Genomic DNA, 25,228 nt, shown 5'->3' with positions numbered 1-25,228 from the left:
CCATGGACCACCAAGACTTCGCGATGGGCAACTGGCTCATCGTGCTCGCGTACCTCACCTCGGTGGTGGGCTGCGCCCTCGGGCTGGCCTGCACGCTGCAGGCGCGCTCCACCGACAGCTCGCGCGCCCGGCTGACCTGGCTCGTGCTGGCGGCGGTGTCGATCGGCGGGGTCGGCATCTGGGTCATGCACTTCATCGCCATGCTCGGGTTTTCCACGCCCGGCCTGCCGGTGCGGTACGACATTCTGCGCACGGCGCTGTCGGCGATCCTGTCGGTGGTGGCGGTGTTCTGCGGGCTGCTGGTGTTCGGCGTCCGCAACCGGTTCGCGTGGAGGCGGCTGCTGCTCGGCGGCCTGCTCACCGGCCTCGCGGTGAACGTCATGCACTACACCGGCATGTGGGCGGTCCAGATCAAGGGCACGATCGGCTACGACCCGACGCTGGTGGCGCTTTCGGTGGTGATCGCCGTGGTCGCGGCCACGGCGGCCCTGTGGTTCACGGTCGGCTTGGACAAGCTCCTGCCCCGCCTGGCGGCGGGCCTGGTGATGGGCGCGGCGGTGACGGGCATGCACTACACGGGCATGGCGGCGGTCCGCGTGCACCTGGACGCGTCCGCACCCGACCCGTCGGGCACGGAGGTGTTCTCGTTCCTGTTCCCGGTGTTCGTACTGGCGGCGCTGGCGATGGCGGTCCCGATCTGCGCGGTTTTGATGGCGACGTCGAGCTCGGAGGCCCCGCGGCACACGACGCTGGTGCCCTAGTCCGGTGTGGACACCGGGAACCGATCGGCGCTGAAGTGGACGAGGATCGCCGTCGCTGATGCGCAGACGACGTCGCCCGCTCTGAGCTCGCCGGTTGCGTGCAGCTTTCGGCCGTCCCGGTGGACCAGGCGGGCCTCTGCGGTGAGCGGGACCGCGTACGGCGTTCCGTGGTGGTAATCGACCGTCAGGGACGCGGTCATGCCGGGGAAACCGGCGGCGGCCGTGGCGCGGCCGAGTACGTGGTCCAGCACCGCGGCCACCCAGCCGCCGTGTACGCGTCCCGGTGGCCCTTCGTGCGCGGCGCCGAGGAGGACCTCGGCGCACACGGAATCGGGGCCGACGCGCACCCACGACAGCGGTGGGGCCAGCGGGTTCCCGGGCCCCTCCAGGGGGTTGTTGATGCTGAGGTGACCCCCGCCTTCGAGCGCGGCCAGCAGCAGCGGCCTGGTGCTGCCGGCGGCGCGCAGGGCCGCGGTGACGGCTTCGACCCGGCTCGCCGCGGCGGTGAGGTCGGCTTCGTCGTCGCGCACGCAGACGGAGGCCTCGATCAGCTCGCGGATCCGGGAGCCGAGCAGGGCCCGGCCCGGCGGCACGCCGTCGACGACCGGAAACGGGTGTTCGGACATCCTGCGCTCCCCGGGGCCCGCAACTAGAACACGTTTCACTCTAGCAGGGCGTCACCAGGTCGGGCGGGCCGTGACACCGCCGTCGACGACCAGGTCGTGGCCGGTGATCCAGGACGCCAGCGGGGAGGCCAGGAACACGCACGCGTTGCCCACGTCGGCCGGCGTCCCCAGCCGGCCCAGCGGGGCCGCGCGGTGCCAGCGTCCGACACCCTCCGGCCAGGCCTCCTCCAGGCCCTCACGCGCGATCAGGCCGGGCGACACCGTGTTGACCCGGATCCCGCGCGGCCCGTACTCCAGCGCCGCGCCGCGGGCGTGCGTCACCAGCGCCGCCTTGGCCGCGCTGTAGTGGACGTGCCCCGGGGCCGGGTGGCGGGCCTCGATCGAGGCGATGTGCGTGATGGTCCCGCCCTCGGGCAGCAGCCGGGCCGCTGCCTGGGTGCAGGAGAACGCGCTCGTCAGGGTCGCGTCCAGCATCGCCCGCCAGCGCTGCGCGGTCAGCCCGTCGAGGGGCTCGACCGGCTGGACGCCGGCGTTGTTGACCAGCGCGTCGAGCCGGCCGCCCCAGTCCGCGACGGCGTCGAGCAGCGCGTGGCAGGCGGGGTCGTCGGTGAGTTCGGCGGTGAACGCGCGGGCCCGGCCGCCCGCGGCCTCGATGGCCGCGACGACGGCGTCGGCCGCGCCGGGGCGGCGGTGGTGGACGGCCACGGCCGCGCCCGCTTCGGCGAACCGGAGCGCGATTCCGCGGCCCACGCCGCCGGAAGCGCCGGTCACGCAGGCGACCGTGCCGGAGAGGTCGGGGGTCACCGCGCCGATCGTAGCTGCGCGCCCGCGATCGTCGTAGGTTGTGGGGCATGGCCAAGACCCGGAAGTTCGCCGAGCTGCTGCAGGCGCAGATCCGCCACGAGTTCACCGCCGCCCAGCAGTACATCGCCCTGGCCGTCTGGTTCGACGCGCGTGACCTGCCCCGGCTGGCCAAGCGCTTCTACCGCCAGGCGATCGAGGAACGCAACCACGCGCTGGCGATGGTCCGCTACCTGCTCGACCGCGACGAGCCGGTGGCCGTCCCCGGCAGCGGCGACGTGCGCAACGACTTCTCGAGCGTGCACGAAGCGATCGAACTGGCTCTGAAGCAGGAACGCGCGGTCACCGCCGACATCGAGGCGATGGCGAAGGCCGCGCGGGCCGAGGAGGACTACCTCGGCGAGCAGTTCGTGCACTGGTTCCTCAAGGAGCAGGTCGAGGAGGTCGCGCAGATGTCGACGCTGCTGACCGTCGTCGAACGGGCCGGCGGGAACCTGTTCGAGGTGGAGAACCACCTGTTCCGCGAGGCCGGCACGGAGACCGGCGACGCCCCGGACATGCCCCCGGTCGCGGGCGGCAAGCTCTGAGCGTCACGCCGGCCTGAGAGCGCTTCCAGGCCGGCCGTTGTCTTGGGGCGGTTGTGAGTTCAAGCTGTTGCCCGTCCACTAATGTTATCGCTAACAGTAATAGCGGAAGTTTCGTGAGTTCGACTGTTCCGGATCCGGCTCTGACAGCTCGGCCTGCTCACTCAGAAGAATTCGACCTGCTGAGGAGGAGAACGACGATGAAACGGTTACCGGCCGCCGCGACAGCCCTGGCGCCGGCGTTCACCGGCCCGACCGGGATCGCCCACGCGGAGTCGAACGGCGGCGTGCGGATCATGCCGCTCGGCGACTCGATCACCTACGGCACGGGCGTGCCCGGCGGGTACCGGATCGGCCTGTGGCAGCGCCTCGCCGCGGGCCGCTACACCAACGACTTCGTCGGCTCGCAGTTCAACGGGCCCGCCAGCCTGTGGGACCACGACCACGAAGGCCACCCCGGCTGGCGCATCGACCAGATCGACGCGAACATCACCGGCCGGCTGCGCACGTGCAACCCGCGTTCGGTGCTGCTGCACATCGGCACCAACGACGTCCTCCAGAACTACAACGTCGCCGGCGCGCCCGGCCGGTTGTCCACGCTGATCGACCACATCACCGCGACCGCGCCGAACGCCGACGTGTTCGTCGCGCAGCTCATCCCGATCGGGTGGGCGAGCGGGGACGCGGCCGTGCGGACGTTCGACAACGCGGTGCCGGGGATCGTGCAGAGCAAGGTGAACGCCGGCAAGCGCGTGCACCTGGTGGACATGCACAGCGCGGTGTCCGCCGCCGACCTGCCCGACGGCGTCCACCCGAACGCCGGCGGCTACGGCAAGATGGCCGCCGTCTGGTACAACGCCCTGCGGGCGGTCCCCGGCAGCATCGGCAACCCACGGGCCGCCGCGGCCGGCGAAGAACTCGCCGCGGCGACCCTGGGCTCGGCGGCCGCGGCCAGGGGCCGGACGTTCGCCGCCGCCGTCGCCCACGGCCACCTCGGCGAATCCGCGTACGCCACCACGCTGGACCGCGAATTCACCGGTGTCACCCCGGAAACGAGCTGAAGTGGGACGCGACCGGGCCGACGCGCGGCTCGTTCCGGTTCTCCGGCGGTGACGCCATCGTCAGCCACGCCCAGAGCCACGGCCGGAAGGTCCGCGGCACACGCTGGTGTGGCACGCCCAGCTGCCCGGCTGGGTGGGCGGCATCGGGTCCGGCTCGGACCTGCTCGCCGCGATGCGCAACCACCAGCTACATCGAAGAGGCGTTCCGCGCCGCCCGCGCGGCCGACGGTTCGGCGAAACTCTGCTACAACGACTACAACACCGACAACCAGAACGCCAAGAGCAACGGCGTCTACAACATGGTTCGCGACTTCAAGGCCCGCGGCGTGCCCATCGACTGCGTCGGCACGAGCATCACCACGTGGGGCGTCACCGGCAAGTACTCCTGGCGCAGCGGCAGCACCCCGCTGCTGTTCGACGGCAACTACGCCAAGAAGCCGGCCTACACCGCCGTGCTCCAGGCCTTCGGTGCGGCATAGGGAAAACCGTGGTGAAACGCATGCTCACCGCCGCCGCGGCCCTGCTGGTCATGGCCATCGGCCTGGCCGCGCCCGCCCACGCCGCCGCGCTGACCAGGGTGACGAACTTCGGCTCCAACCCGACCAACCTGAACATGTACGTCTACGTTCCCGACCGGGTCGCGGCCAAGCCGGCGCTGCTGGTGCTGGTGCACTACTGCGGCGGCTCGGCGAGCTCGGTCTTCGGCTGGAACGGCAAGGACTACGCCACCGCGGCCGACCGGTACGGCTACATCATGGTGCTGCCGGCGGCGGGGATTCGACCGGGATCATGTCCATGGTCGCCTACGCCGAGTCCCGCTACCACGTCGACCCGGCGCGGGTTGTCGTCAGCGGGTTCTCCTCCGGGGCGATGATGACCAACGTACTGGCCGCCCAGTACCCCGACGTGTTCGCCGCGGGTTCGGCGTTTTCCGGCGTGCCCGCCGGGTGCTTCGCCACCACGAACGGTTCGCTGTGGAACAGCACCTGCTCGGGCGGGAAGTCGATCAAGACCGCGCAGCAGTGGGGCGACACGGCCCGGGCGATGTACCCGGGCTACACCGGCCGCTACCCGCGGATGCAGCTGTGGCACGGCACCACCGACACGACGCTGTCCTACCCGAACTTCGGTGAAGAGCTCAAGCAGTGGACCAACCTGGAGGGCGTCAGCGTCGCCGGCGTCGGGCACTCCCTGCCTCTGACCGGCCAGCTGGCGTACGCGATCGCGTTCTTGCCGGAAGAACGGCGGAAGCGGGCACCCCCAGTGCCGCTTCCGCCGTCCACTTCAGTGGCAGAACGTGATTTTCGGATATCCGGGCCGGTCGAGCACCGGCCGCGGCTCACCCCGCAGGTGCTGGTCGAAGAACGCGGTGACGTACGTCCGCGTGATTTCCTGGGTCCGCAGCGCCGTCGTCTTCGCGCCGTAGCCGACGCCGAACTCGTCGCCGAACAGGCCCACGTCGGTGAAGGACGCGTGTTGCGCGCCCCGCACGCCGGCCCAGCGCCGCCAGCCGGTGAGCTGCGCCCAGTCCCGTTCCCACGTCGGGTCGCCCGGCACGCAGGCGGTCTCCCCGAGCTGGTGGCCGAGGAACATGAACGGCCGCGACAGCCCGGTCAGCGGGACGTGGGTCGTGCCGTCGATGTTCATCCCGGCCTTGATCCGGCTGTCGGCGACCATCGCGGGCAGGGTGCTCGCGCCACCGATCGAATGCCCGGCCATGCCGATCCGGGACCGGTCGATCAGCGGCGCCCACTTCGAGCGGGTCAGCGAGTTCAGGACGAACGACACGTCGACGGCCCGGCCCTGCTCCAGCTTCTGCCAGAACGCCTCGTCGTGCGGGAGCTCGCAGGACGCACACCCGGCGAAGCGGCCGCCCGGGAAGCTCTGGCCGGCGTTTTCGTAGGTGTGGCCGATCAGCGCGACGGCGTACCCGTGACTGGCCAGGTCCTCGGCCAGCGCGCTCAGCGTGGCGCGGGGCTTGGTGTAGCCGGGAGAGAGCACGATCAGCGGCAGCCCGCGGCCCGCCGGCCGGGCGCCGTCGACGGAGTTGGTCACGGTCCCGGCGAGCGTGTCCGGGGGCACGTCGAGCCCGCTGCCCCGCAGCAACGCCGCCGACTCCTCGGGCGTCAGGTACGGCGTCTTGGGCCCCTCGGCCGATGCCGCCGGGTAGAAGAGGGAGACCATCAGCTCCCGGTAGGGGACCGACGGCACCCACGGGTCCGGCCGCGAGGTGTCCTTCAGGTACACCGCCGCGCTGCCCACCGGCCGGTCACCGGTCGGGGCGGGCAGGTACGGCGTCGACGTCCGGGCCACGGCCACCTCCGGGTACCGGGCGGACGGCTGGTCCAGCAGCGGCTGCGGCCGGCCGCGCAGGTGCTGGTCGAAGAACGCCCGGACGTACGCGGCGGTGATCGCCTGACCGCGCACGGCCGGGGTGGTCGCGCCGAAGTCGATGCCCAGCTGCTCGCCCACCAGGCCGATGTCGGTGAACGACGGGTGCACCATGCCGGCCGCGGTGAGCCAGCGCTTCCAGCCCTTCAGCTGGTTCCAGTCGTCTTCCCAGCTTTTCGACTCGACGCCGGTGCCGGGGGCGTACAGGCTCTGGCGGCCGAAGAACAGGAACGGCCGGTCCAGACCGGACGCGAGCAGGGGGTCGCTCTGCGTGCCGTCCAGGTCGATCCCGGCCTTGATCCGGGCGTCGGTCACCATCGCGTTCACCGTGCTCGTGCCGCCGACGGAGTGCCCGGCCATGCCGATGCGCGAGGCGTCGAGCAGCGGTGCCCACTTCGAGCGCGTCAGCGAATCCAGCACGAACGACACGTCCTTCGCCCGGCCGCGCTGCAGCTTCTGCCAGAACTCGGTGCTGTAGCTGCCGCAGGCCGCGCAGCCGGTGACCCGGCCGTCCGGGAAGGTGGTGGCCACGTTCTCGTAGGTGTGGTCGACCAGGACGACCAGGTAGCCGTGGCTGGCCAGGTCTTCGGACAGCGAGGTCAGCTCGGCGCGGGGCCGTTTGAAGCCGGGGGACAGGACGACAGCCGGCAGGCCCCTCCCGGCCGGGCGGGCGTCGACGACGGCGTCGGTGTGCACGGTCGTCAGCACCGACGGCGGGATGCCTTCGATGCCGGCTTCGTCGAAGACAGCCTTCGCCTCGGCCTCGGACATGAACTGCTTCTTCGGCCCGGTTGCGGAAGCCGCCGGGTAGAAGAGGGATACCATCAGCTCGCGGTACGGGACCGAGGGCACCCACGGGTCGGCGCGGGCGGTGTCCTCGAGGTGGAGTGCGGTGGTGCCCACCGGCCGGTCGCCGGTCGGCTTGGCCAGTGTGAGCGCCGGCTCGGCCGACGCGGCCGGCGACGTCAGGGCGAGGGTGACTGCGGTGGTGGCCATGAGGCTTCTGATTCTCATCCGACGAACGTCACTTCCGGGTAAGCGGGCGAGGGCGCGGCCAGCAGCGGCTGCGGGCGGCAGCGCAGGTGCTGGTCGAAGAAAGCGCTTACGTAGTTCCGCGTGACGGACAGTGCGCGATAGGGGTCGATCGAGTCGCCGATGTCGACGCCGAGCTGCGCGGCGAGCACGCCGAGGTCGGTGAACGACGAGTGCACCGTGCCCGAGACCATGATCCAGCGCTTCCAGCCGGTCAGGTGCGGCCAGTCGGTTTCCCAGTCGTCGTACGGCCCGGGCGCGCCCGGCGTGTAGTTGTCCATGCTGCCCACGAACATGAACGGCCGGGCCAGCCCGGACGCCGGCAGCGGGACGTGGACGCTGCCGTCGAGGTCGGCCCCGGCGCGGATCCGGGGGTCGGCCAGCATCGCCTGGGTGGTGACTGCGCCGCCCGCGGAGTGGCCGGTCATGCCGATCCGCTGCGGGTCGATCAGTGCGCCCCACTTCGAGCGCAGCAGCGCGTCGAGCACGAACGACGTGTCCTTGGTCCGGACCTGCGCGAACTTCTCCCAGAAGCCGGGCTGGTCATCGACCTCGCAGGCGGCGCAGCCGGTGACGTGGCCGTCGGGGAAGGTGGTGGCGCGGTTCTCGTAGGTGTGGTCGATCGCCGCGACGGCGTACCCGCGGCTGGCCAGCTCCTCGGCCAGCGCGGTGAGCGTCGCCCGCGGCTGGGTCCAGCCCGGGGACAGCACGACCAGCGGCAGGCCGTGCCACCGCCCGGCCGGTTTCGCGTCGACGACGGCGTTCGTCCGGACCGTGCTGAAGACGTCCAGCGGGAGACCCGGGATGTTCTGCCGCTCGAGGTTGCGTTCCGACTCGAGCGGGGTCATGTACTGCTTCTTCGGCCCTCCTCCCGAGGCCGCCGGGTAGAAGACGGAGACCATCAGCTCCCGGTAGGGCACCGACGGCATCCACGGATCGGGCCGCGATGTGTCCTTCAGGGACAGTGACGTGACGCCGACGGGCGAATGGCCCGTCGGGTGGGGCAGGTACGGCGTCGTGGCCGCCGAAGCGGGTGCCGACAGAGCGACGGTGAGAGCGGTGACTACCGCGAAAGTGCGCATGGATTCCCCCAGTCGGAATTCGTCAGGACAGGTGGCGGAGGCGGCGGAAGCAGAACCAGGTGAGCAGGGCCGTCATGGCGAGGTACAGCGCGAGTTCGAGCCACTGCAGCGGCCAGAAGCGGGAGGCGGGCTGGTAGGTGAGCCGCTGCTGGTAGCCGTGCGTGCCCAGCTGGGCCACGCAATCTTCCAGAGCACCGTGGGGTGGCGGCCCCGCGCCCGGCCTCGGGGAGCAGCCCTGCACGAAGGACGGCAGCGGGTCGGCCACGTTCCCGGCCGGGTCCACGGTTTCGTTCGCCAGCACCCACGCACCGGCCGGCTGCCGCATCCCGACTTCCGTGATCCCCTGCTTGTCGTTGGCGGTGATGTTCGTGACGTCTTCGCCGACGATCGCGACCGTCTGGACCTGCGGCGGCAGCAGGTACGGCCGCACGAAGTTGGGTACCAGGAGCAGGACGGCGGCGAGCGTCACGAGGGTGACGGCCATGGCGGCCACGGTCCGCTTCAGCAGCATCCCGACCGCGACGCCGAGCGCGAGGGCGAAGGCCGCGTAGCCGATCGGAACGATGCCGCGCGCGCCGAAGATCACCGGCGCCATGCGCGAGAGCATGCCCCGGTCGGTCTGTTTCGCGGCGAGCGCGTCGATCGGGCTCGCCCACCACGACACCGCCACGCTCAGGACCGCGGCGGCGACGATCGCGGCGAGCAGGCCGAAGCCGAGTTTCGTGGTGAGCCACCGCTTGCGCGTGACGGTCTGGTTCCAGACGAGGTTGTGCGTGCCGCTCTCCAGCTCGCGCGTGATCATCGGGACGCCCCAGAACACGCCGATCATCGCGGGCAGCAGGTACAGCACGAGGACGGTGCCGACGTTCAGCGCCTCCTCGTCGGAGAAGTCCGTGCGGCCGACCAGGTCCGGACCGGTGATCGCGAGCACGACGGCGATCGCGAGCAGGCCCGCGAACACGGACAGCGCGGGAACGCGGAGCTGGCGCCAGGCGAGCCAGGTCATCGGAGGACCTCCAGGGCGGGGCGGGCGGCGGTGGGGTTGCTCATGTACTCGAGGACGAGGTCCTCCAGGCCGAGCTGCCCGACCGTCCACGCGGGATCGAGGATCGGGGCCTCGGTGCGGACGAGGACGGTGGTCTGGCGGTCGGTGTGCGTCGCGGAGACGACGTGCTGGCCGGCCGGCAGCGTGTCGAGGTCGCGGCGCGGGCCGGAGAGCCGGTGGTGGGTGGCGAGCAGCGTCTCCACCTCGCCGATCACCCGGACCTGCGAGGCCACCAGCACGACGAGGTGGTCGCAGACCCGCTCGAGGTCGTTGACCAGGTGAGAGGACATCACGACGGACAACCCGTGCTCGGCGACGGCTTCCATCAGGTCCTGCAGGAACTCCCGGCGCGCCAACGGGTCCAGCGCGGCGACCGGCTCGTCGAGCAGCAGCAGCTCGGGCCGCTTGGCGATACCGATCGTGAGCGCCAGCTGGGCGCGCTGGCCGCCGGAGAGCTTGCCCGCGTGCTGCTTCGGGTCCAGCCCGAGCCGCTCGATGCGCTTTTCGGCCAGCGAGGCGTCCCAGCTCGGGTTGAGGTGGGCACCGAGCCGCAGGTGCTCCTCGATGGACAGTCCACTATAGACCGGGGTGTTCTGGGCGACGTAGCCCACCTTGGCCAGCTGCTCCGGGCCGCTGCCCGGCACCCCGCCACACACCTCGATCGTGCCGCTCGTCGGTTCCAGCATGCCGGCCGCGATGTTCAGCAGCGTCGACTTGCCGGCGCCGTTGGGCCCGACGAGCCCGGTGACGTGCCCGGCCTCGATCTCCAGCGTGCAGCCGGAAAGGGCTTGCTTGCGCCCGTACTTCTTGCCCAGCCCCTGGGCGGTCAGGACAGTCACGCTATGTCCTCTCTGGCGGAGTCGCGAAACGTGGACATCAATAAGGCTTCGATGCTCTCCTCTTCGAGACCCGCCTTGCGGGCCTGGGAAAGCCAGCGCCGCAGGTCGCGCCGCAGCGAGCCGAGCACGGCGAACGAGGCGCCGCCGTTCAGCGTCGCGGTGACGAACGTGCCGACGCCGGGGCGCGCCGCGACCAGCCCGTCGTGTTCCAGTTCGCGGTAGGCCTTGAGCACGGTGTTCGGGTTGATCGCGAGGCTCGCGACGACGTCCTTGACCTTCGGGAGCTGGTCCCCCTCGGTGAGCAGGCCGAGGCGCAGCGCGTGCCGCACCTGCTGGACCAGCTGCTGGTACGGCGACAGGCCGGACCTCGCGTCCAGGTGGAACTCGATCATCGGCAACTCCATTTATCTAGTTACCTAGTACTATAGCTATGCCGGGGAGTCCGGCGCCAGAGATCTTTTTCGGGCGGACGATCAACCTCGCCGCCTCCTCGCCCGTCTGAGGTGGCGAACTGATCGTGTACCTCTCCGAAGGGATTTTCCGTTGCGTCGATTTTCTGGGGGAGGCATCGTGCGCGGCGTCGTCGTCGCGCTCGGGGTCTCGATGGCCGTTGCGGCGGGACCGGCGGTCGCGTCCGCGGCTCCGGCCGCCATCGACAAAGTGCCGACGCCGCAGCTGAACTGGGCCGACTGCGCGGACGGCTTCCAGTGCGCCAAGGCTTCGGTGCCGCTGGACTACGACCGGCCGTCCGGTGCGAAGATCGACCTCGCGCTCATCAAGCTGCCCGCCACCGATCCCCAGCACCGGATCGGCTCGCTCTTCGTCAACTTCGGCGGCCCCGGCGCGTCCGGGCTGCAGCGGCTGCGGGAGCGCGGCAAGTGGCCGTGGCTGTTCTCCGACGCGCTGCGCGCGCGGTTCGACCTGGTCTCGTGGGATCCGCGCGGGATCGCCGACAGCGCCGCCGTCCGGTGCTTCGGCTCCGTCGACGAGCAGCAAGCCTTCTTCGGCTCGTTCCCGGAGATGCCGGGCGACCCGAGCGGCAACGCGGCCTTCTACGCCAAGTCGAAGGAGCTCGCCGACCGGTGCGCGGCGAAGGCCGGCCCGATCCTCGAACACGTCTCCACCGCCAACACCGCGCGTGACCTGGAACTGCTGCGCCGCGCGGTCGGCGACCCGAAGCTCAACTACCACGGCATTTCCTACGGGACGCAGCTCGGCGCGACCTACGCGAACCTGTTCCCGAACCGGATCCGGGCGATGGTGTTCGACGGCACCATGGACTTCGCCGGCAACTCGACCGGCCAGAACGGCAACGGCAAGAGCGTCCCGCTGGACACCCGCCAGGACGTCGCCACCGGCATCGCGCAGACCTTCGAGCAGTTCCTGCGGCTGTGCACGGAAGCCGGCCCGAAGTGCGCGTTCTCCTCGGGGGACCCGAAGGCGAAGTGGGCGGCGTTGACGGCCCGCGCGAAGCAGGCGCCGATCGTCAGCGACGGCGAGACGTGGACCTACTCGGGCATCATCAACGCCGCGGCCGACCTGTCGGACTCGCGGGGCTGGCCGGACATCGCCGCGCTGCTGCAACGGCTTTACGACGCCCCGGCCACGCCGGCCCGGCGCTCGGCCGCCGTCGCCGTCGCCGGCGAGCAGTACTCCTCGAACCGCACCGAGGCGTTCAACGCCATCCAGTGCAGCGACAGCGACGTGCCGACCGACCCGGCGGTCTACAGCCGGTACGCCGAGTCGGAAGACCAGCGCGTGCCGTACTTCGGGCGGATCGCGGTGCTGGACATGATGAGCTGCGCGTACTGGAAGGCGAAGGACACCGACCGGTTCACCGGCCCGTGGAACCGCCCGACGTCGGCGGAGATCCTCGTGCTGAACAACCGCTACGACCCGTCCACGCCGCTGCCCGGCGCGCGCGACGGCGCCGCGGAACTGGCGCGGGCGCGGGTGTTCGTGACCGAGGGCTACGGCCACTCGTCGATGTACGTGCCGAGCACGTGCACCGAGCAGGTCAAGAGGGATTACCTGATCTCGGGGACCTTCCCCGCGGCGGGCAAGACCTGCGCGATCGACGCCAGCCCGTTCGCGGGCTGACCCCGATCACGGCGGGCCGCACCGTCGCCGGTGCGGTCCGCCGCTACGAAGGCCGCGAGGACACGGACCTTGCGTTCCCAGGTCGGCACGGCCGGCACGTGGTAGCCGCGGTGCATGAGCCACGCCGGGGGTCCTTTGCGGACGATCCGGTTGTACTGGAAGATCCCGCGCACCCGCCCGGCGTGCTGGGCCAGGCTGATCACCCCGCACACCCGGCGCGGGTCGGCGCGGTCGACGACCAGGGCCTGGGTGACGTGGCCGGCCGCGACCTTGTTGGCGATCTCGCGCAGCGTGTCGTCGGGGTGGCACGTCGCGAGGGCCGCCGTGGTCGCGTCGGCGACGGTCCGGCTTTCGCGGCCGAGGAGCGCGTGGCGGGTCGTGACACCGGCCAAGCGGTGCGCGCCGTCCACCACGGGGTAGAGCGTGGCGTGGCGGGTGTGCGACAGCGTCTCGTCCACCGGCTCGTCGCGGCCGAGGACGACCGGGTTGGCCGTCATCACTTCGTGCGCGAACAGTGAACTATCGAGGTCAAGCCGAGGTCCGCTGGAGTGGCCCGGTTCACCTCGCCGATGCTTGCGTGCGGGCCGTAGCTGGGCGAACACGCGCGGATCGTGCGCCGGATGATCTCGCCCGGGTGAGCTGCGCCCGCCCGGCTTGACAGCGGGCCCGCTCGTCTCGCAGTATGCGAACAAGTGTTCGATAAGTGTTCTGGGTTCGCCTGTGGCTTCCTCACGCGGGTGTCTCCGGTGCGAGTACGTGGTGCTGGAGGTGGGTGGTGGCGGTACCGGAGGCGCTGGCCGGGCTCACGGCGATACCGGGGGTGGGCACGGCGGCGCAGTTGCGCGAGCCGGCCCCGGACGCGGAGCTGCTGGCCGGGCTCACGGCGATACCGGGGGTCGGCACGGCGGCGCAGTTGCGCGAGCCGGGCCCGGATGCGGAGCTGCTGGCGGTCCTGCCCCCGCTGGCGGCCCTCCTCCCCGGCGGTGGCCTCCGCCGCGGCAGCACGGTCGCGGTCCGCGGAGCGAGGTCCCTGGTCCTCGCCCTGCTGGCGGCGGCCACCCGCAACGGTTCCTGGGCGGCGGTGACGGGCCTCCCGGACCTGGGCCTGGCCGCGGCGGCGGAACTCGGCGTCGACCTGGAGCGGATCGCCCTGGTCCCGGACCCGGGAGCGGAGCTGGTACCGGTGGTCTCGGCGTTGGTGGACGGATTCGACGTGGTGGTCCTCGGCCCGGCCCGCGGGCTGGCCCCGGAGACGGCCCGCCGCTTGGCGGGCCGGGTCCGCAACCGCGGAACGGTCCTGCTGGCGGCGGGCCCCTGGCCGGGCGCGGACCTGGAGCTGCAGGTATCGGGCCGCCGCTGGCACGGCCTGACGCAGGACGGGTACGGGCATTTGAAAAGCCGCGAGGTCCTGGCGACGAGCCGGGGGAGGGGAGCGGCGGCGCGGCCGAGGACGGTGCCGTTGCAGCTACCGGGCCCGGAAGGAGCGCTGGCGGGTGGCGCGGCACCGCCGCGGCGGCTGGTCGAGGTGGCGGGGTGAGGTGCGGTACGGGCGCGCCCACGCGGCTGCGCCGCCCTTCGCGCCCGGCCGACCGGGCGCACCGCGGCCTGCGGCTTGGTGGGCCGGTGCCCTGTGAGCTGCGGCCTGCCGGCCAAGTCCGGCGCGGGTTGCGGGCTGGTGGGCCGGTGTGCGGCGGGGTGCGGCTTGGCGGCCGGGTGCGCGGCGGGTGGTGGCCTGCCGGCCGGGCCCGCGACGGGCTGCGGCCTGCCGGCCGGATGCGCTGCGGCCTGCGGGCTGCCGGCCGGATGCGCTGCGGCCTGCGGGCTGCCGACTGGGCGCGGCTTGGCGGCCGGGCGCGCCGCGGGTTGCGGGCTGGTGTGCTGATGTGCGGCGGGGTGCGGCTTGCCGGCCGGGCGCGGTTCGCCGATCGGGCGGGCTGCAGTGATGCGTACCGGGCGCGCCAGCGACGGCCGCGGCTTTGTGATGCCTCCTCAGTCACGCGTGATGCCCGTTGCGTGGCATCCGGGAATGGCTGACGCGTCACGGCTGCTTGTCCTGTGGTGTCCCGACTGGCCGGTCGTCGCCGCTGGGGCGGTGGCTGGTACTTTGCCCGGCTTGGCCGCTGCCGTTTTCTCCGGTAATCGTGTTGTTGCCTGCTCTGCTGCCGCTCGGCGGGGTGGGGTTGGGCGGGGGATGCGGCGGCGGGATGCGCAGGCCCGGTGTCCGGAACTCGTTGTGCACCAGCACGATCCCGATCGGGACGCCCGGCTCTTCGAACCCGTTGCCGCCGCCGTGGAGGCGCAGGCCGTCGGGGTCGAGGTGGTGCGGCCCGGGATCGTTGCCGTGCCCGTCGACGGGGCCGCCGGGTACTTCGGCGGGGAAGGCGCCCTCGCCGAGCTGCTCATCGACGAGGTTGCCGCCCGGGCCGGTGTCGAATGCCAGGTCGGAGTGGCCGATGGGCTGTTCGCCGCGACCCTCGCCGCGCGGCGGGCCGCCCTCGTTCCGCGCGGGGGGACCGCCGCTTTTCTCGCGCCGCTGCCGATCACCGAACTGAACCAGCCCGGCGACGAGCGCGGGGAGCTCGTCGACCTGCTCAAACGGCTCGGCCTGCGCACCCTCGGCGCCTTCGCCGCGCTGACCGAACGTGACGTCGCCGGCCGCTTCCCGAAGGACGCCGTCCTCGCCCACCGGCTCGCCCGTGGCCTCTCCGAACGGCCGCCGCTGCGTCGCGTCCTGCCACCCGACCTGGCGGTCACCGAGACCTTCGAGACGCCGCTGGCCAGGGTCGACGAAGCCGCCTTCGTCGCGAAGACGCTCGGCGAGCGCTTCTTCGCCGGGCTGGCGAACCACGGCCTCGCCTGCACGCGCCTGGCCATCGTCGCGGTGACCGAAGCCGGCGAAGAACGCGTGCGCGTGTGGCGGTGCGCCGAGCCCCTCACGGCCCGCTCGACGGCGGACCGCGTGCGGTGGCAGTGCGAAGGCTGGCTCACCGCCCGCGACCGGCCCACGGCGGGGATCGTCCGGCTGCGCCTCGACCCCGAAGAGGTCGTCGGCGGGCAGGCGTTGCAGCTGCAGCTCGGCTCGGTCGGCCGGGACGCCGACGCTGCCGAGCGAGCCGCCCGCGCGCTGGTCCGGATCCAGGGCCTGCTGGGCCCGGACGCGGTCGTCACCCCCCTGCTGGACGGCGGCCGCGGCCCGGCCGAGCGCGTCCGCCTGATCCCGTGGGGCGAGCCGCGCCGCCCGCTGGCCGCCGACCGCCCGTGGCCGGGCCGGCTGCCCGCGCCCTCGCCGACGGTCGTGCCCCGCCGCCCGATGCCGGCGGAGGTGCTCGACGCGGTCGGTGACGTGGTCCGCTGCACGGCCCGCGGCGAACTCGGCTACCCGCCGTCGACGGTGGCGGTCGACGGCGGCCCGCCCCGCCGGGTCCTCGGCTCGGCGGGACCGTGGGTGGTCCACCCGGCATTGCCGTCCCGCCGCGCCGAGCGGCCGCTCGTGCGGCTGCAGGTGGTGCTGGAAGGCGACGCCGACGGCGAAATCGCGCTGCTGCTCACGGCTCCGATCGGGGACAGTCCACAGTGGATGGTCGAGGGTGGTTACGACTAGGGCGGCTCAGCCGGAGCCGCCAGCATCGCGTTGTCGGTCATAGTTCGAGAATACCGGCTCTCGAACACCTGTCATCACACGAAAAGGTGACTCGACCCGAAAGAGTGAGAGCGCGTCACCGAAAGAAACCATTCCCCGGAAAAGATCCCCACATCGGAAAGAGCCGTCAGACTTCCGGCCGATCGACGCGTCCCCCGACCAGCGCATATAACCGAAAGACGCGCGGGGAAAGGAGAAACGACGTGGCCGGTTCGACCGTTCTGCTGGCGTTGAACGACATCCCGCCGGGGTCGGTGCTCGACGCCCAGCTGGCCGAAATCCGCGCGCACCTCGCCGAAGACGGCCACGACGTCGTGCGGGCCGGCACCGACGACGACGCCCTCGCCCTCGTGCAGAGCCGGGCCGACCTCACCGCCGCCCTCGTCAGCTGGGACCTCGGTGACGGGGAAGCCGTGCTGAAGGCCCTGGTCGGGCGGTTCACCCGGCTGCCCGTCTTCCTGGTCACCGCCTCCGCGTCGGTCGACGACCTCCCGCTGTGGGTTTCCGAAGTCATCTGCGGGTACGTCTGGCTGCTGGAAGACACCCCCGGGTTCATCGCCGGGCGGATCGGGGTGGCCGCCCGGCGGTACCGGGACGAAATCCTGCCGCCGTTCTTCCGGGAACTGCGGCGGTTCGACGACACCCACGAATACTCGTGGCACACCCCCGCCCACGCCGGCGGGGTCGCGTTCCTCAAATCCCCCGTCGGGCGGGCGCTCTTCGACTACTACGGGGAACGGCTGTTCCGCACCGACCTCTCGATCTCCGTGGCCGAACTCGGGTCGCTGTTCGAACACACCGGGCCGATCGGCGACGCCGAGCGCAACGCCGCCCGGATCTTCGGCGCCGACCTCACGTACTTCGTGCTGCACGGCGACTCCACCGGCGACCGCATCGCGCTGCACGCCAGCGTGGCCACCGACGAACTCGTGCTCGTCGACCGCAACTGCCACAAGGCGATCTACCACGGCCTGACGCTGACCGGCGGCCGGCCCGTCTACCTCGTGCCCACGCGCAACGGCTACGGGCTGATGGGCCCGATCCCGCCCGCCGCGCTCACCCGCGAAGCCGTCGGCGAGCTCGTGCCGCGCAGCCCGCTCGCCGCCGATGCTGCCGCGCCCGATCCGGTGTACGCCGTCATCACCAACTCGACCTACGACGGCCTGTGCTACGACGCCGTGCGGGTGGCCGAACTCCTCGGCGCCAGCGTGCCGCGGCTGCACCTGGACGAGGCGTGGTTCGCCTACGCCCGGTTCCACCCGCTCTACGCCCGCCGCTTCGGCATGGCCGTCGACGGCGACGCCGTGCCCGACGCCGTGCGGCCCACCGTGTTCAGCACGCAGTCCACGCACAAGCTGCTCGCCGCGATGTCGCAGAGCGCGATGCTGCACGTCAAGAACTCGCCGCGGGCGCCGGTCGAGCACCGGCAGTTCAACGAGACCTTCATGATGCACGCGACCACCTCGCCGCTGTACCCGATGATCGCCGGGCTCGACGTCGCCGCCGGCATGATGGACGGGCCCGGCGGGCGGTGGCTGGTCGACGAGGCCGTCACCGAAGCCATCCGGTTCCGGCAGGCGGTGGCCCGCATCGGCCGCCGCATCGCCGCGGCCGGGGACCGGCCCGCCTGGTTCTTCGGCACCTGGCAGCCGGACGAGGTCGACGACCCGCGCACCGGGCAGCGCCACGTCTTCGCCGACGCCCCGCTGGACCTGCTGCGCACCGAAACCGCCTGCTGGGGTCTCGAACCGGGCGCGGCCTGGCACGGCTTCCCCGGCTTGGAGGCCGGCTACTGCCTGCTGGACCCGGTCAAGGTCAGCGTCACCTGCCCGGGCACCGACGCCCGCGGCACCGCGGCCGAGCAGGGCATCCCGGCCCGGATCCTCACCGCCTACCTCGAGACGCGGCGCATCGTCGTCGAGAAGACCGACGCCTACACCTGCCTGATCCTCTTCTCCATGGGGATCACCAAGGGCAAGTGGGGCACGCTCGTCGACGGCCTCCTCGACTTCAAGTCGCTCTACGACGGCGGCGCGCGCCTCGCCGACGTCCTGCCCGCCCTGGCCGGCGCCCACCCCGCCCGCTACGACGACCTCACCCTGCGGGACCTGTGCGACCAGATGCACGCCCACCTGCGCAAGAGCGACCTGATCCCGCTGCTCGACGCGGCCTTCACGCACCCGCCGCGTCCCGAGCTCACGCCCGCGCAGACGTACCAGCGGCTGCTGCGCGGCGGCACCGAGCCGGTCCGCCTCGCCGAACTCGCCGGCCGCACGGTCGCCACGCAGGTCGTCACCACACCGCCGGGCATCCCGGTCCTGATGCCGGGCGAGAACGCCGGCGGGCACGACGAGCCCACGCTGCGGTACCTGCGGGCGCTGGAGGACTTCGACCGCCACTTCCCCGGGTTCCCCAGCGAAACCCACGGCGTCACGCGCGGCCCGGACGGCGACTACCGGATCACCTGCCTCCGCGCCCGGTGATCGTTGTGACGGAGCCGACTTCACACCGTCCACAGTTGACACCGCGGGCGTCCCGACGCAGGATCGGACCACAGCAGTAGTACGTGTGTTCGAACAGTAGTCGCTGGCTTCCCCACAGCGAAATCCGTGGTGGGAGCCGGCTTTGGCGTTCAACAATCCACGCGTGCCGTGGTCCGAAGTGGAGCGGATCGCCTCCGGGCGCCCGCCCGTGCCCGGGGACGGCAGCGACGCCCCGGCGTGGTCGCGCAAACGCGAAGGGTATCCCGGCGCGCCACCCGACCTGGCGGAGCGCCGGGGGCGCGACGACGGCGGCGACCGGATCCGGGCGCCCTACGCCGAGCTGCACGTCCACTCCAACTTCAGCTTCCTCGACGGCGCGAGCCACCCCGAGGCGCTCGTCGAGGAGGCCGCGCGGCTCGAGCTCGACGCGCTCGTCCTCACCGACCACGACGGCATGTACGGCGCCGTGCGGTTCAACGACGCCGCGCGGGCACTCGGCGTACGGGTCGGGTTCGGGGCCGAGCTCTCGCTGGGGCTGCCCGGCCCGCAGGCCGGCGTGCCCGATCCGGCCGGGTCGCACCTGCTGGTGATCGCCCGGCAGCAGACCGGCTACCACCGGCTGTGCCGGGTCATCTCCCGCGCCCAGCTGGCCGGCGGGGAGAAGGGGCGGCCCGTCTACGACTTCGACGAGCTGGCCGACGAGCTGGCCGGGCACGTCGTCGTCCTCACCGGCTGCCGCAAGGGCGCCGTCCGGCAGGCGCTCGCGCACCAGGGCCCGGCCGCCGCGCGGGCCGAGCTCGCCCGGCTCGTGGACCGGTTCGGGCGGTCGCACGTCGCCGTCGAGCTGATCGACCACCGGCAGCCCCAGGACGACACGGCCAACGACCTGCTGGCCGCGCTGGCCAAGGACCTCCGGCTGCCGACGATCGTGTCCAACAACGTGCACTACGCCCGCCCGGACGACGCCGTCGTGGCCGCCGCGGTCGCCGCCGTCCGGGCCCGGCGGCCGGCCGAGGAGCTCGAGGGGTGGCGGCCGCCCTCGGGGCAGGCGTTCCTGCGGTCCGGGATGGAACAGCGGCGCCGCTTCGAACGCCGTTACCCCGGGGCCGTCGGGCGGGCCGCCGTCCTGGGCGTCGAAGTGGCGTTCGACCTGCAGCTGGTCGCGCCGGACCTGCCGCCGTTCCCGGTGCCCGCCGGGCACGACGAGATGTCCTTCCTGACCGAGCTGACCCGGCGGGGCGCGGCGAAGCGCTACGGGCCGCGGGAGGGCAACCCGAAGGCCTACGCCCAGCTCGACCACGAGCTCGCCGTCATCGAGCAGCTCGGCTTCCCCGGCTACTTCCTCGTCGTGTGGGACATCGTCCGGTTCTGCCGGGAGGCGGACATCCTCTGCCAGGGCCGCGGCTCGGCGGCGAACTCCGCGGTCTGCTACGCGCTGGAGATCTGCCACGCCGACCCGGTCAGGTGGAACCTGCTGTTCGAGCGGTTCCTCGCGCCGGAGCGGGACGGGCCGCCGGACATCGACGTCGACATCGAGTCCGGCCGCCGCGAGGAGGCCATCCAGTACGTCTACGAGAAGCACGGCCGGTTCCACGCCGCGCAGGTCGCCAACGTCATCACCTACCGGGCGCCCTCGGCGATCCGCGACGCCGCCAAGGCGCTCGGCCACAGCCCCGGGCAGCAGGACGCCTACGGCAAGCTCGTGGACCGCTGGGGCGGGGTCGCCGCGACCAGGCAGCAGGCCGCCGGGGCGATCCCGGACGACGTCCTCGAGCTGGCCGCGCGGATCGAGGACTTCCCGCGCCACCTCGGCATCCACTCCGGCGGCATGGTCATCTCGAAGCAGCCGGTGTCCGAAGTGGTCCCGGTCGAGTGGGCGACCATGAAGGACCGCAGCATCCTGCAGTGGGACAAGGACGACTGCGCCACCGTCGGCCTGGTCAAGTTCGACCTGCTCGGCCTGGGCATGCTCTCGGCGCTGCACCACATGCTGGACCTCGTGGCCGAGCACCACGATTCCGCCGTGGACATCGGGAAGCTCGACCTGGCCGACCCGGCGGTCTACGACATGCTCTGCGAAGCCGACGCCGTCGGAGTGTTCCAGGTGGAGTCCCGCGCTCAGCTGGCCACGCTGCCGCGGCTGCGGCCGCGGAAGTTCTACGACCTCGTCGTCGAAGTGGCGCTGATCCGGCCCGGCCCCATCCAGGGCGGCTCGGTGCACCCCTACATCCGGCGCCGCCGCGGTGACGAGGAGTGGGAGCACGCGCACCCGCTGCTGGCCGCGTCCCTGGACCGCACCCTCGGCGTGCCGCTGTTCCAGGAGCAGGTGATGCAGATGGCCGTCGACGTCGCGAGCTTCACCCCGGCCGAAGCCGACCAGCTCCGCCGGGCGATGGGCGCCAAGCGGTCCAGCGCGAAGATGAAGGCGCTGATGGCCCGGTTCTTCGCCGGCTGCGCCGCCAACGGCCTCGACCGCGAGCTCGCCACCCGGATCTTCGAGCAGATCCACGCCTTCTCCGGCTACGGCTTCCCCGAAGCGCACTCGATGTCCTTCGCGCTCCTGGTGTACGCGAGCGCGTGGTTCAAGCGCTACTACCCGGCCGCGTTCTGCGCCGGGCTGCTGCGCGCCCAGCCGATGGGGTTCTACAGCCCGCAGTCACTGGTCGCCGACGCCCGCCGCCACGGCGTGCACGTCCGCGAACCCGACATCAACACCAGCCTCGCCCACGCCACCCTCGAACCCGATCCCGGAAGCACCGGCGGGGTCGCGCTCCGGCTCGGCCTCGCCGGGATCCGCCACCTCGGCGACGACATCGCCGAGGAGATCGTCGCCGAACGCGACGCCCACGGCCCGTACGCGAGCATCGGCGACCTGACCCGCCGGGTGCCGCTGAAGAAGAACGTGGCCGAGGCGCTGGCCACGGCCGGCGCGTTCAGCGGGTTCGGCGGCGACCGGCGCCAGGACCTGTGGGCCGCCGGCGCGGCCGCGGCCACCCGGCCCGGCCACCTGCCCGGCCTGGCCCCGGGGCTCGACGCGCCGGCGTTGCCCGGGATGACGCGGCTGGAGGTGACGGCGGCGGACCTGTGGGCCACCAGCGTGTCCCCCGACAGCCACCCGGTGGAGTACCTGCGCGAAATCCTCGACGAGCGCGGCGCGCTCACCGTCGCCGAGCTCATGCGCGCCGAGGACGGGACGCGCGTCTGGGTCGGCGGCGCGGTCACCCACCGGCAGCGGCCCGCGACGGCGGGCGGGATCACCTTCCTGAACCTCGAAGACGAGACCGGGATGGCCAACGTCGTCGTCTCGGAAGGGCTGTGGCACCGGCAGCGGCTCGTCGCCCGCACCAGTTCCGCGTTGCTCGTGCGCGGGCGGGTGCAAGCCGCCGAAGGGGTTGTCACGCTCGTCGCCGACCGCCTCGAAAACCTCGAACTCCCGATGCGGGGCGGGCCTTCCCGAGACTTTCGTTGACTTCCGCGACGCCCGGTGGTTCTCTCGCTGAGAGCGCTCCCAGTCATCCGTTCGTGCCCGACGAAGTGAGGATGGACCTTCATGACAGCTCGACGTCTGCGCTGGGCAGCGTGGCCGGTGATCGCCGTGCTCGCCGCGGCGGTGGGGGGAACGGGGGCCACCGCCGGGGCGGCGACCACGCCCACGGCGACGGTCACCATCAACGCCCGGGCGGGGCTGGCCACCGTGCCGGACACCGGGATCGGCATCAACCATGCGGTGTGGGACAGCCAGCTGGGGACCGACGTGGTGGCCGACCTGTTCGGCGCGGCCGGCGTCCGCACGATGCGCTACCCCGGCGGGTCCTACGGCGACATCTACCACTGGAAGGACAACACCGCGCCGGGCGGGTACGTGGCGCCGAACACCGATTTCGACACCTTCATGGGCGGGGTCCGGCGGGCCGGTGCCCAGCCGATCATCATCGCCAACTACGGCACCGGCACACCGCAGGAAGCCGCGGACTGGGTGCGGTACGCCAACGTCACCAAGGGCTACGGCGTCAAGTACTGGGAGATCGGCAACGAGCTCTACGGGAACGGGCACTACGGGGCGAACTGGGAAGCCGACAACCACGCGGACAAGAGCCCGACGGCGTATGCCAACGGGGTTGTCGCCTACGCCGGCGCGATGAAGGCGGCCGACCCGGGCGTCAAGATCGGCGCCGTGCTGACCACGCCGGCGAACTGGCCGGACGGCATCGTCGGTTCCGGCGACACGGCCACCTGGAACCAGACCGTGCTGTCGATCGCGGGCCCGCACATCGACTTCGTCATCCTGCACTGGTACCCGACCGGCTCGACGGCGGCCGAAGCGCTGACCAAGCCGGAGCAGATCGACGACATGATCTACGCGGCGCGCGAGCAGATCACGCGGTACGCGGGCGCGAACGCCGGCCGGATCGGCATTTCGATGACCGAAACGAACACCCCGGTGGGCATGGACACCCAGCCCGGCGCGCTGTTCGCCGCCGACACCTACAGCTCGCTGCTGGAGAACGGCGTGTTCACCGTCGACTGGTGGGACACGCACAACGGCGGGACGAAACTGTCCACTGTGGCCGGTTACCCGGACTACGGCGACTCCGGCCTGCTCTCCAGCGCGACCTGCCTGGAGGGTGGCGCCTGCGAGCCCGCGCTCAACACGCCGTTCGCGCCCTACTACGGCCTGAAGCTGCTGAGCACGTTCGCGCGCCCGGGTGACCAGTACGTCCGGGCGGCCGCGGACGACCCGCTCGTCGGCGCGCACGCCGTCCGGCGGCCCAACGGCGACCTCGCCGTGCTGCTGCTGAACAAGGATCCCGATCAAGCCAGGATGGTGACCCTGGACTACGCGGGCTACACCCCGTCGGCCGCCGCCCCGCAGGTGTTCACCTTCACCAACGGCGCAACGGCCATCGCGGAATCGGCGACCGGGACGAGCGCATCCCAGACCCTGCCGCCGTACTCGCTGACCACGGTGGTGCTGCACCCGGCGACCGCGGCGTCCGGCGGCCCGGGCCGGCCGGGGCAGCCGTCCGGCACGGCCACCGACCGCACGGCGGCGATCAGCTGGCCGGCGGCGGCGCCCGGCGCCCACCCGATCGCGAAGTACGAGGTGTACCGGCAGGTCGGCGCGGTCAGCGAGCAGTGGGGCGAGACGACGGGCACGTCACTCGACGTCGGCAACCTGGTCCCGGGCACCAGGTACACGGTGAACGTGCTGGCGCGCGACACGGCGGGCAACGTGTCCGCGGCCTCCCCGCCGCTGACCATCACGACCGGCGCACCGGCGGCGAGCACCTGCACGGTCCGGATGACCGACGTGACGGACTGGGCGAGCGGTTTCGTGGGCGGCATCCACGTGACGGGCACCGGCGTGGTGGGGGACTGGACGTTGACGTTCAGCTGGCCGACAGCGCGCCAGCGGCTCACGGGCGGCTGGAACGGCACATGGGCCCAAAACGGCACGACGGTGACGGTGTCATCATCGGCACCCCCGGCGGCGGGGGTGGACGTGGGGTTCACCGCGGACTACACCGGGCCGAACATCCTCCCGGCGGCGTTCACCCTCAACGGGGTGCTCTGCGCGGCGGGCTGAGCACCGGGTGGGTGGCAGACCCTGCCACCCACCCCGGTTCACCGGCTTTCGACGCGCTCGCGGACCGCACGCAGTTCCTCGCCCACGACCGCCATCTGGGCGTCGACCGCCGCAGGGTCGGTGTCTTCGGGGAAGAACAGGCTGAAAATCAGCTCCGCGCCGGCCAGGTTCGGCACCACGCGGGTGAAGAGGCCCACGGTCGGCGCGTCGGCACTGACGACGTCGACCACCCCGTGGTCGGCCGCGACCCGGACGGCCACGCGTTGCGGGCCGCCTTCGGTCTGAACGTGCCAGATGTCGTCGTGGTCATGGTCGACCGCGGTGGCGAATCCCGGTGCCCACTCGGGGAAGTGACGCGGATCCGCCAGGTAGTCGAACACTCGTGTCGGAGGTGCAGCGATGGAGATGGTGCGGGTTTCGGCTCGGCCCAGTGTCATGGCCAAAACGGTACGCACCTGCTTATCATTTGTCCACGCGTAAGATCCGCCCGGTGACCGAGGACGACGATCTGGCGGCCCTCTGCGCCGGCGCGGGGAGAAGCTTGGCCGAAGCCGAGCGGCCGGTGCTGGACCAGCACGGGCTCTCGATGTGGCAGTACGTCGTACTGTCGGCATTGTCGGCCGGGGCGGTGCCCAGCCAGCTGGTCCTGGCCCAGCAGATCCGCTACGACAAAACCCGCTTGATAGCCCTCCTCGACACCCTCGAGGCGGCGGGCTTGGTGGCCCGCGAGCCTGACCCGGCCGACCGCCGCGCACGAGTGGTCCGGCTGACATCGGAAGGCAGCCGACGGCATGCGGCGGTCCGGGACGCGATCCGCGAGGTGGAGGAGCGGAAGCTGGCCGGGCTATCGCCGGAGACCCGGCGGCAGCTGCGGTCGGCCTTGGCGCACCTGGCGAATTCGGACTGACCCGGCAGCCGGCGGCGCAAGACCGGTGCTGGTACGGCCGAACCGGCAGCCGGCGGCGCAAGACCGGTGCTGGTACGGCCGAACCGGCAGCCGGCGGCGCAAGACCGGTGCTGGTACGGCCGAACCGGCAGCCGGCGGCGCAAGACCGGTGCTGGTACGGCCGAACTGGCGGCCGGCGGCGCAAGACCGGTGCTGGTACGGCCGAACTGGCGGCCGGCGGCGCAAGACCGGTGCTGGTACGGCCGAACCGGCAGCCGGCGGCGCAAGACCGGTGCTGGTACGGCCGAAC

21 protein-coding genes and 2 pseudogenes are annotated in these 25,228 nt (G+C 72.1%); 14 read left to right on the top strand and 9 right to left on the bottom strand.

What is annotated here, in order from left to right; translation table 11 throughout:
- The first annotated feature begins 2 nt into the window (after window positions 1-2).
- Window positions 3-761, top strand: a complete 759-nt coding sequence (locus C2L59_RS18780; protein ID WP_199199139.1) for an MHYT domain-containing protein — start codon at window positions 3-5, stop codon at window positions 759-761.
- Here C2L59_RS18780 and C2L59_RS18775 read toward each other — a convergent pair.
- Both C2L59_RS18775 and C2L59_RS18770 read right to left on the bottom strand, forming a co-directional pair.
- Window positions 758-1,387 carry a PaaI family thioesterase gene (locus C2L59_RS18775; protein WP_103350792.1) on the bottom strand — a complete coding sequence of 210 codons (630 nt, stop codon included), beginning with the start codon at window positions 1,385-1,387 and terminating at the stop codon, window positions 758-760. The two genes, C2L59_RS18780 and C2L59_RS18775, sit on opposite strands and share 4 nt — an antisense overlap.
- A gap of 51 nt (window positions 1,388-1,438) precedes the next feature.
- A complete protein-coding gene (locus C2L59_RS18770) occupies window positions 1,439-2,191 on the bottom strand; it encodes an SDR family NAD(P)-dependent oxidoreductase (RefSeq protein WP_233223565.1) in 753 nt (250 codons plus the stop codon).
- A 47-nt stretch (window positions 2,192-2,238) separates the two neighbouring features.
- Between C2L59_RS18770 and C2L59_RS18765 the strand changes: the two genes are divergently transcribed.
- The 6 genes and pseudogenes from C2L59_RS18765 to C2L59_RS49070 all read left to right on the top strand — a co-directional run.
- Window positions 2,239-2,775, top strand: a complete 537-nt coding sequence (locus C2L59_RS18765; RefSeq protein WP_103350790.1) for a ferritin — start codon at window positions 2,239-2,241, stop codon at window positions 2,773-2,775.
- A 197-nt stretch (window positions 2,776-2,972) separates the two neighbouring features.
- Entirely contained in the window at window positions 2,973-3,833 is an 861-nt protein-coding gene (locus C2L59_RS50110; RefSeq protein WP_103350789.1) for an SGNH/GDSL hydrolase family protein, read from the top strand.
- Window positions 3,773-4,123, top strand: a pseudogene (locus C2L59_RS50105) (endo-1,4-beta-xylanase); the annotation flags it as partial. The gene C2L59_RS50110 and the pseudogene C2L59_RS50105, both read left to right, overlap by 61 nt.
- A gap of 9 nt (window positions 4,124-4,132) precedes the next feature.
- Window positions 4,133-4,312 carry an endo-1,4-beta-xylanase gene (locus C2L59_RS50100; RefSeq protein WP_304485942.1) on the top strand — a complete coding sequence of 60 codons (180 nt, stop codon included), beginning with the start codon at window positions 4,133-4,135 and terminating at the stop codon, window positions 4,310-4,312.
- An 11-nt stretch (window positions 4,313-4,323) separates the two neighbouring features.
- Window positions 4,324-4,707 carry a hypothetical protein gene (locus tag C2L59_RS49075; protein WP_233223564.1) on the top strand — a complete coding sequence of 128 codons (384 nt, stop codon included), beginning with the start codon at window positions 4,324-4,326 and terminating at the stop codon, window positions 4,705-4,707.
- Window positions 4,623-4,949, top strand: a pseudogene (locus C2L59_RS49070) (PHB depolymerase family esterase); the annotation flags it as partial. The gene C2L59_RS49075 and the pseudogene C2L59_RS49070, both read left to right, overlap by 85 nt.
- Before the next feature lie 168 nt (window positions 4,950-5,117).
- Here the strand turns inward: C2L59_RS49070 and C2L59_RS18745 are convergent.
- From C2L59_RS18745 to C2L59_RS18725, 5 genes are read right to left on the bottom strand one after another with little or no spacing between them, the layout of a single operon-like run.
- Entirely contained in the window at window positions 5,118-7,220 is a 2,103-nt protein-coding gene (locus C2L59_RS18745) for an esterase (RefSeq protein ID WP_103350788.1), read from the bottom strand.
- A 14-nt stretch (window positions 7,221-7,234) separates the two neighbouring features.
- Window positions 7,235-8,338: an alpha/beta hydrolase gene (locus tag C2L59_RS18740; protein WP_103350787.1), complete on the bottom strand. Its 1,104-nt coding sequence runs from the start codon at window positions 8,336-8,338 to the stop codon at window positions 7,235-7,237.
- 22 nt (window positions 8,339-8,360) lie between these two features.
- Window positions 8,361-9,344, bottom strand: a complete 984-nt coding sequence (locus C2L59_RS18735; RefSeq protein ID WP_103350786.1) for an ABC transporter permease subunit — start codon at window positions 9,342-9,344, stop codon at window positions 8,361-8,363.
- Window positions 9,341-10,222 carry an ABC transporter ATP-binding protein gene (locus C2L59_RS18730; RefSeq protein WP_103350785.1) on the bottom strand — a complete coding sequence of 294 codons (882 nt, stop codon included), beginning with the start codon at window positions 10,220-10,222 and terminating at the stop codon, window positions 9,341-9,343. Before C2L59_RS18730 ends, C2L59_RS18735 begins: the two co-directional genes overlap by 4 nt.
- The gene (locus C2L59_RS18725; RefSeq protein WP_199199137.1) at window positions 10,219-10,614 is read right to left on the bottom strand and encodes a GntR family transcriptional regulator; all 396 of its coding nucleotides are present in this window, start codon (window positions 10,612-10,614) and stop codon (window positions 10,219-10,221) included. The genes C2L59_RS18730 and C2L59_RS18725 overlap by 4 nt, the downstream gene beginning before the upstream one ends.
- A 178-nt stretch (window positions 10,615-10,792) precedes the next feature.
- Here C2L59_RS18725 and C2L59_RS18720 point away from each other — a divergent pair, with 178 nt between their 5' ends.
- Window positions 10,793-12,322: an alpha/beta hydrolase gene (locus C2L59_RS18720; RefSeq protein ID WP_103350783.1), complete on the top strand. Its 1,530-nt coding sequence runs from the start codon at window positions 10,793-10,795 to the stop codon at window positions 12,320-12,322.
- Here the strand turns inward: C2L59_RS18720 and C2L59_RS49065 are convergent.
- The gene (locus tag C2L59_RS49065; protein WP_103350782.1) at window positions 12,250-12,819 is read right to left on the bottom strand and encodes a CBS domain-containing protein; all 570 of its coding nucleotides are present in this window, start codon (window positions 12,817-12,819) and stop codon (window positions 12,250-12,252) included. The genes C2L59_RS18720 and C2L59_RS49065 overlap by 73 nt on opposite strands.
- Before the next feature lie 341 nt (window positions 12,820-13,160).
- Between C2L59_RS49065 and C2L59_RS18710 the strand changes: the two genes are divergently transcribed.
- The 5 genes from C2L59_RS18710 to C2L59_RS18690 all read left to right on the top strand — a co-directional run bounded on the left by C2L59_RS18710 (window position 13,161) and on the right by C2L59_RS18690 (window position 24,032).
- Complete coding sequence (locus C2L59_RS18710; RefSeq protein ID WP_199199148.1) at window positions 13,161-13,859, top strand: hypothetical protein; 699 nt, start codon at window positions 13,161-13,163, stop codon at window positions 13,857-13,859.
- Window positions 13,860-14,348: 489 nt separating this feature from the next.
- A complete protein-coding gene (locus C2L59_RS18705) occupies window positions 14,349-15,923 on the top strand; it encodes a DNA polymerase Y family protein (RefSeq protein WP_199199136.1) in 1,575 nt (524 codons plus the stop codon).
- 242 nt (window positions 15,924-16,165) lie between these two features.
- On the top strand, window positions 16,166-18,445 hold the full coding sequence (locus C2L59_RS18700) for an Orn/Lys/Arg decarboxylase N-terminal domain-containing protein (RefSeq protein ID WP_103350780.1): 2,280 nt from the start codon (window positions 16,166-16,168) through the stop codon (window positions 18,443-18,445).
- Between the two features lie 142 nt (window positions 18,446-18,587).
- The gene (locus C2L59_RS18695; RefSeq protein WP_103350779.1) at window positions 18,588-21,914 is read left to right on the top strand and encodes an error-prone DNA polymerase; all 3,327 of its coding nucleotides are present in this window, start codon (window positions 18,588-18,590) and stop codon (window positions 21,912-21,914) included.
- An 81-nt stretch (window positions 21,915-21,995) separates the two neighbouring features.
- Window positions 21,996-24,032, top strand: a complete 2,037-nt coding sequence (locus tag C2L59_RS18690) for a cellulose binding domain-containing protein (protein ID WP_233223563.1) — start codon at window positions 21,996-21,998, stop codon at window positions 24,030-24,032.
- A 38-nt stretch (window positions 24,033-24,070) separates the two neighbouring features.
- On the opposite strand, the gene C2L59_RS18685 is transcribed toward C2L59_RS18690, so the two are convergent.
- A complete protein-coding gene (locus C2L59_RS18685) occupies window positions 24,071-24,469 on the bottom strand; it encodes an SRPBCC family protein (RefSeq protein ID WP_103350777.1) in 399 nt (132 codons plus the stop codon).
- Between the two features lie 53 nt (window positions 24,470-24,522).
- Between C2L59_RS18685 and C2L59_RS18680 the strand changes: the two genes are divergently transcribed.
- Window positions 24,523-24,939 (top strand): MarR family winged helix-turn-helix transcriptional regulator, encoded by a 417-nt coding sequence (locus tag C2L59_RS18680; protein ID WP_103350776.1) that lies wholly within the window; start codon window positions 24,523-24,525, stop codon window positions 24,937-24,939.
- The last annotated feature ends 289 nt before the right edge of the window (window positions 24,940-25,228 follow it).

The sequence above is a fragment of the Amycolatopsis sp. CA-128772 genome, assembly GCF_002904295.1.
In the GTDB taxonomy this organism is placed as follows: domain Bacteria; phylum Actinomycetota; class Actinomycetes; order Mycobacteriales; family Pseudonocardiaceae; genus Amycolatopsis.
The sequence above is the reverse complement of the archived record's forward strand: the minus strand, read 5'-3'. Positions and strand labels throughout refer to the sequence as shown.

What these genes read in the sequence shown, in the direction of transcription:
- C2L59_RS18745 (WP_103350788.1), bottom strand. Translation starts at nt 7,220, where the DNA reads ATGGCCACCACCGCAGTCACCCTCGCCCTGACGTCGCCGGCCGCGTCG.
- C2L59_RS50110 (WP_103350789.1), top strand. Translation starts at nt 2,973, where the DNA reads ATGAAACGGTTACCGGCCGCCGCGACAGCCCTGGCGCCGGCGTTCACC.
- C2L59_RS18725 (WP_199199137.1), bottom strand. Translation starts at nt 10,614, where the DNA reads ATGATCGAGTTCCACCTGGACGCGAGGTCCGGCCTGTCGCCGTACCAG.
- C2L59_RS18740 (WP_103350787.1), bottom strand. Translation starts at nt 8,338, where the DNA reads ATGCGCACTTTCGCGGTAGTCACCGCTCTCACCGTCGCTCTGTCGGCA.
- C2L59_RS50100 (WP_304485942.1), top strand. Translation starts at nt 4,133, where the DNA reads ATGGTTCGCGACTTCAAGGCCCGCGGCGTGCCCATCGACTGCGTCGGC.
- C2L59_RS49065 (WP_103350782.1), bottom strand. Translation starts at nt 12,819, where the DNA reads ATGACGGCCAACCCGGTCGTCCTCGGCCGCGACGAGCCGGTGGACGAG.
- C2L59_RS18705 (WP_199199136.1), top strand. Translation starts at nt 14,349, where the DNA reads ATGGCTGACGCGTCACGGCTGCTTGTCCTGTGGTGTCCCGACTGGCCG.
- C2L59_RS18765 (WP_103350790.1), top strand. Translation starts at nt 2,239, where the DNA reads ATGGCCAAGACCCGGAAGTTCGCCGAGCTGCTGCAGGCGCAGATCCGC.
- C2L59_RS18735 (WP_103350786.1), bottom strand. Translation starts at nt 9,344, where the DNA reads ATGACCTGGCTCGCCTGGCGCCAGCTCCGCGTTCCCGCGCTGTCCGTG.
- C2L59_RS18685 (WP_103350777.1), bottom strand. Translation starts at nt 24,469, where the DNA reads ATGACACTGGGCCGAGCCGAAACCCGCACCATCTCCATCGCTGCACCT.
- C2L59_RS18780 (WP_199199139.1), top strand. Translation starts at nt 3, where the DNA reads ATGGACCACCAAGACTTCGCGATGGGCAACTGGCTCATCGTGCTCGCG.
- C2L59_RS18690 (WP_233223563.1), top strand. Translation starts at nt 21,996, where the DNA reads ATGACAGCTCGACGTCTGCGCTGGGCAGCGTGGCCGGTGATCGCCGTG.
- C2L59_RS18775 (WP_103350792.1), bottom strand. Translation starts at nt 1,387, where the DNA reads ATGTCCGAACACCCGTTTCCGGTCGTCGACGGCGTGCCGCCGGGCCGG.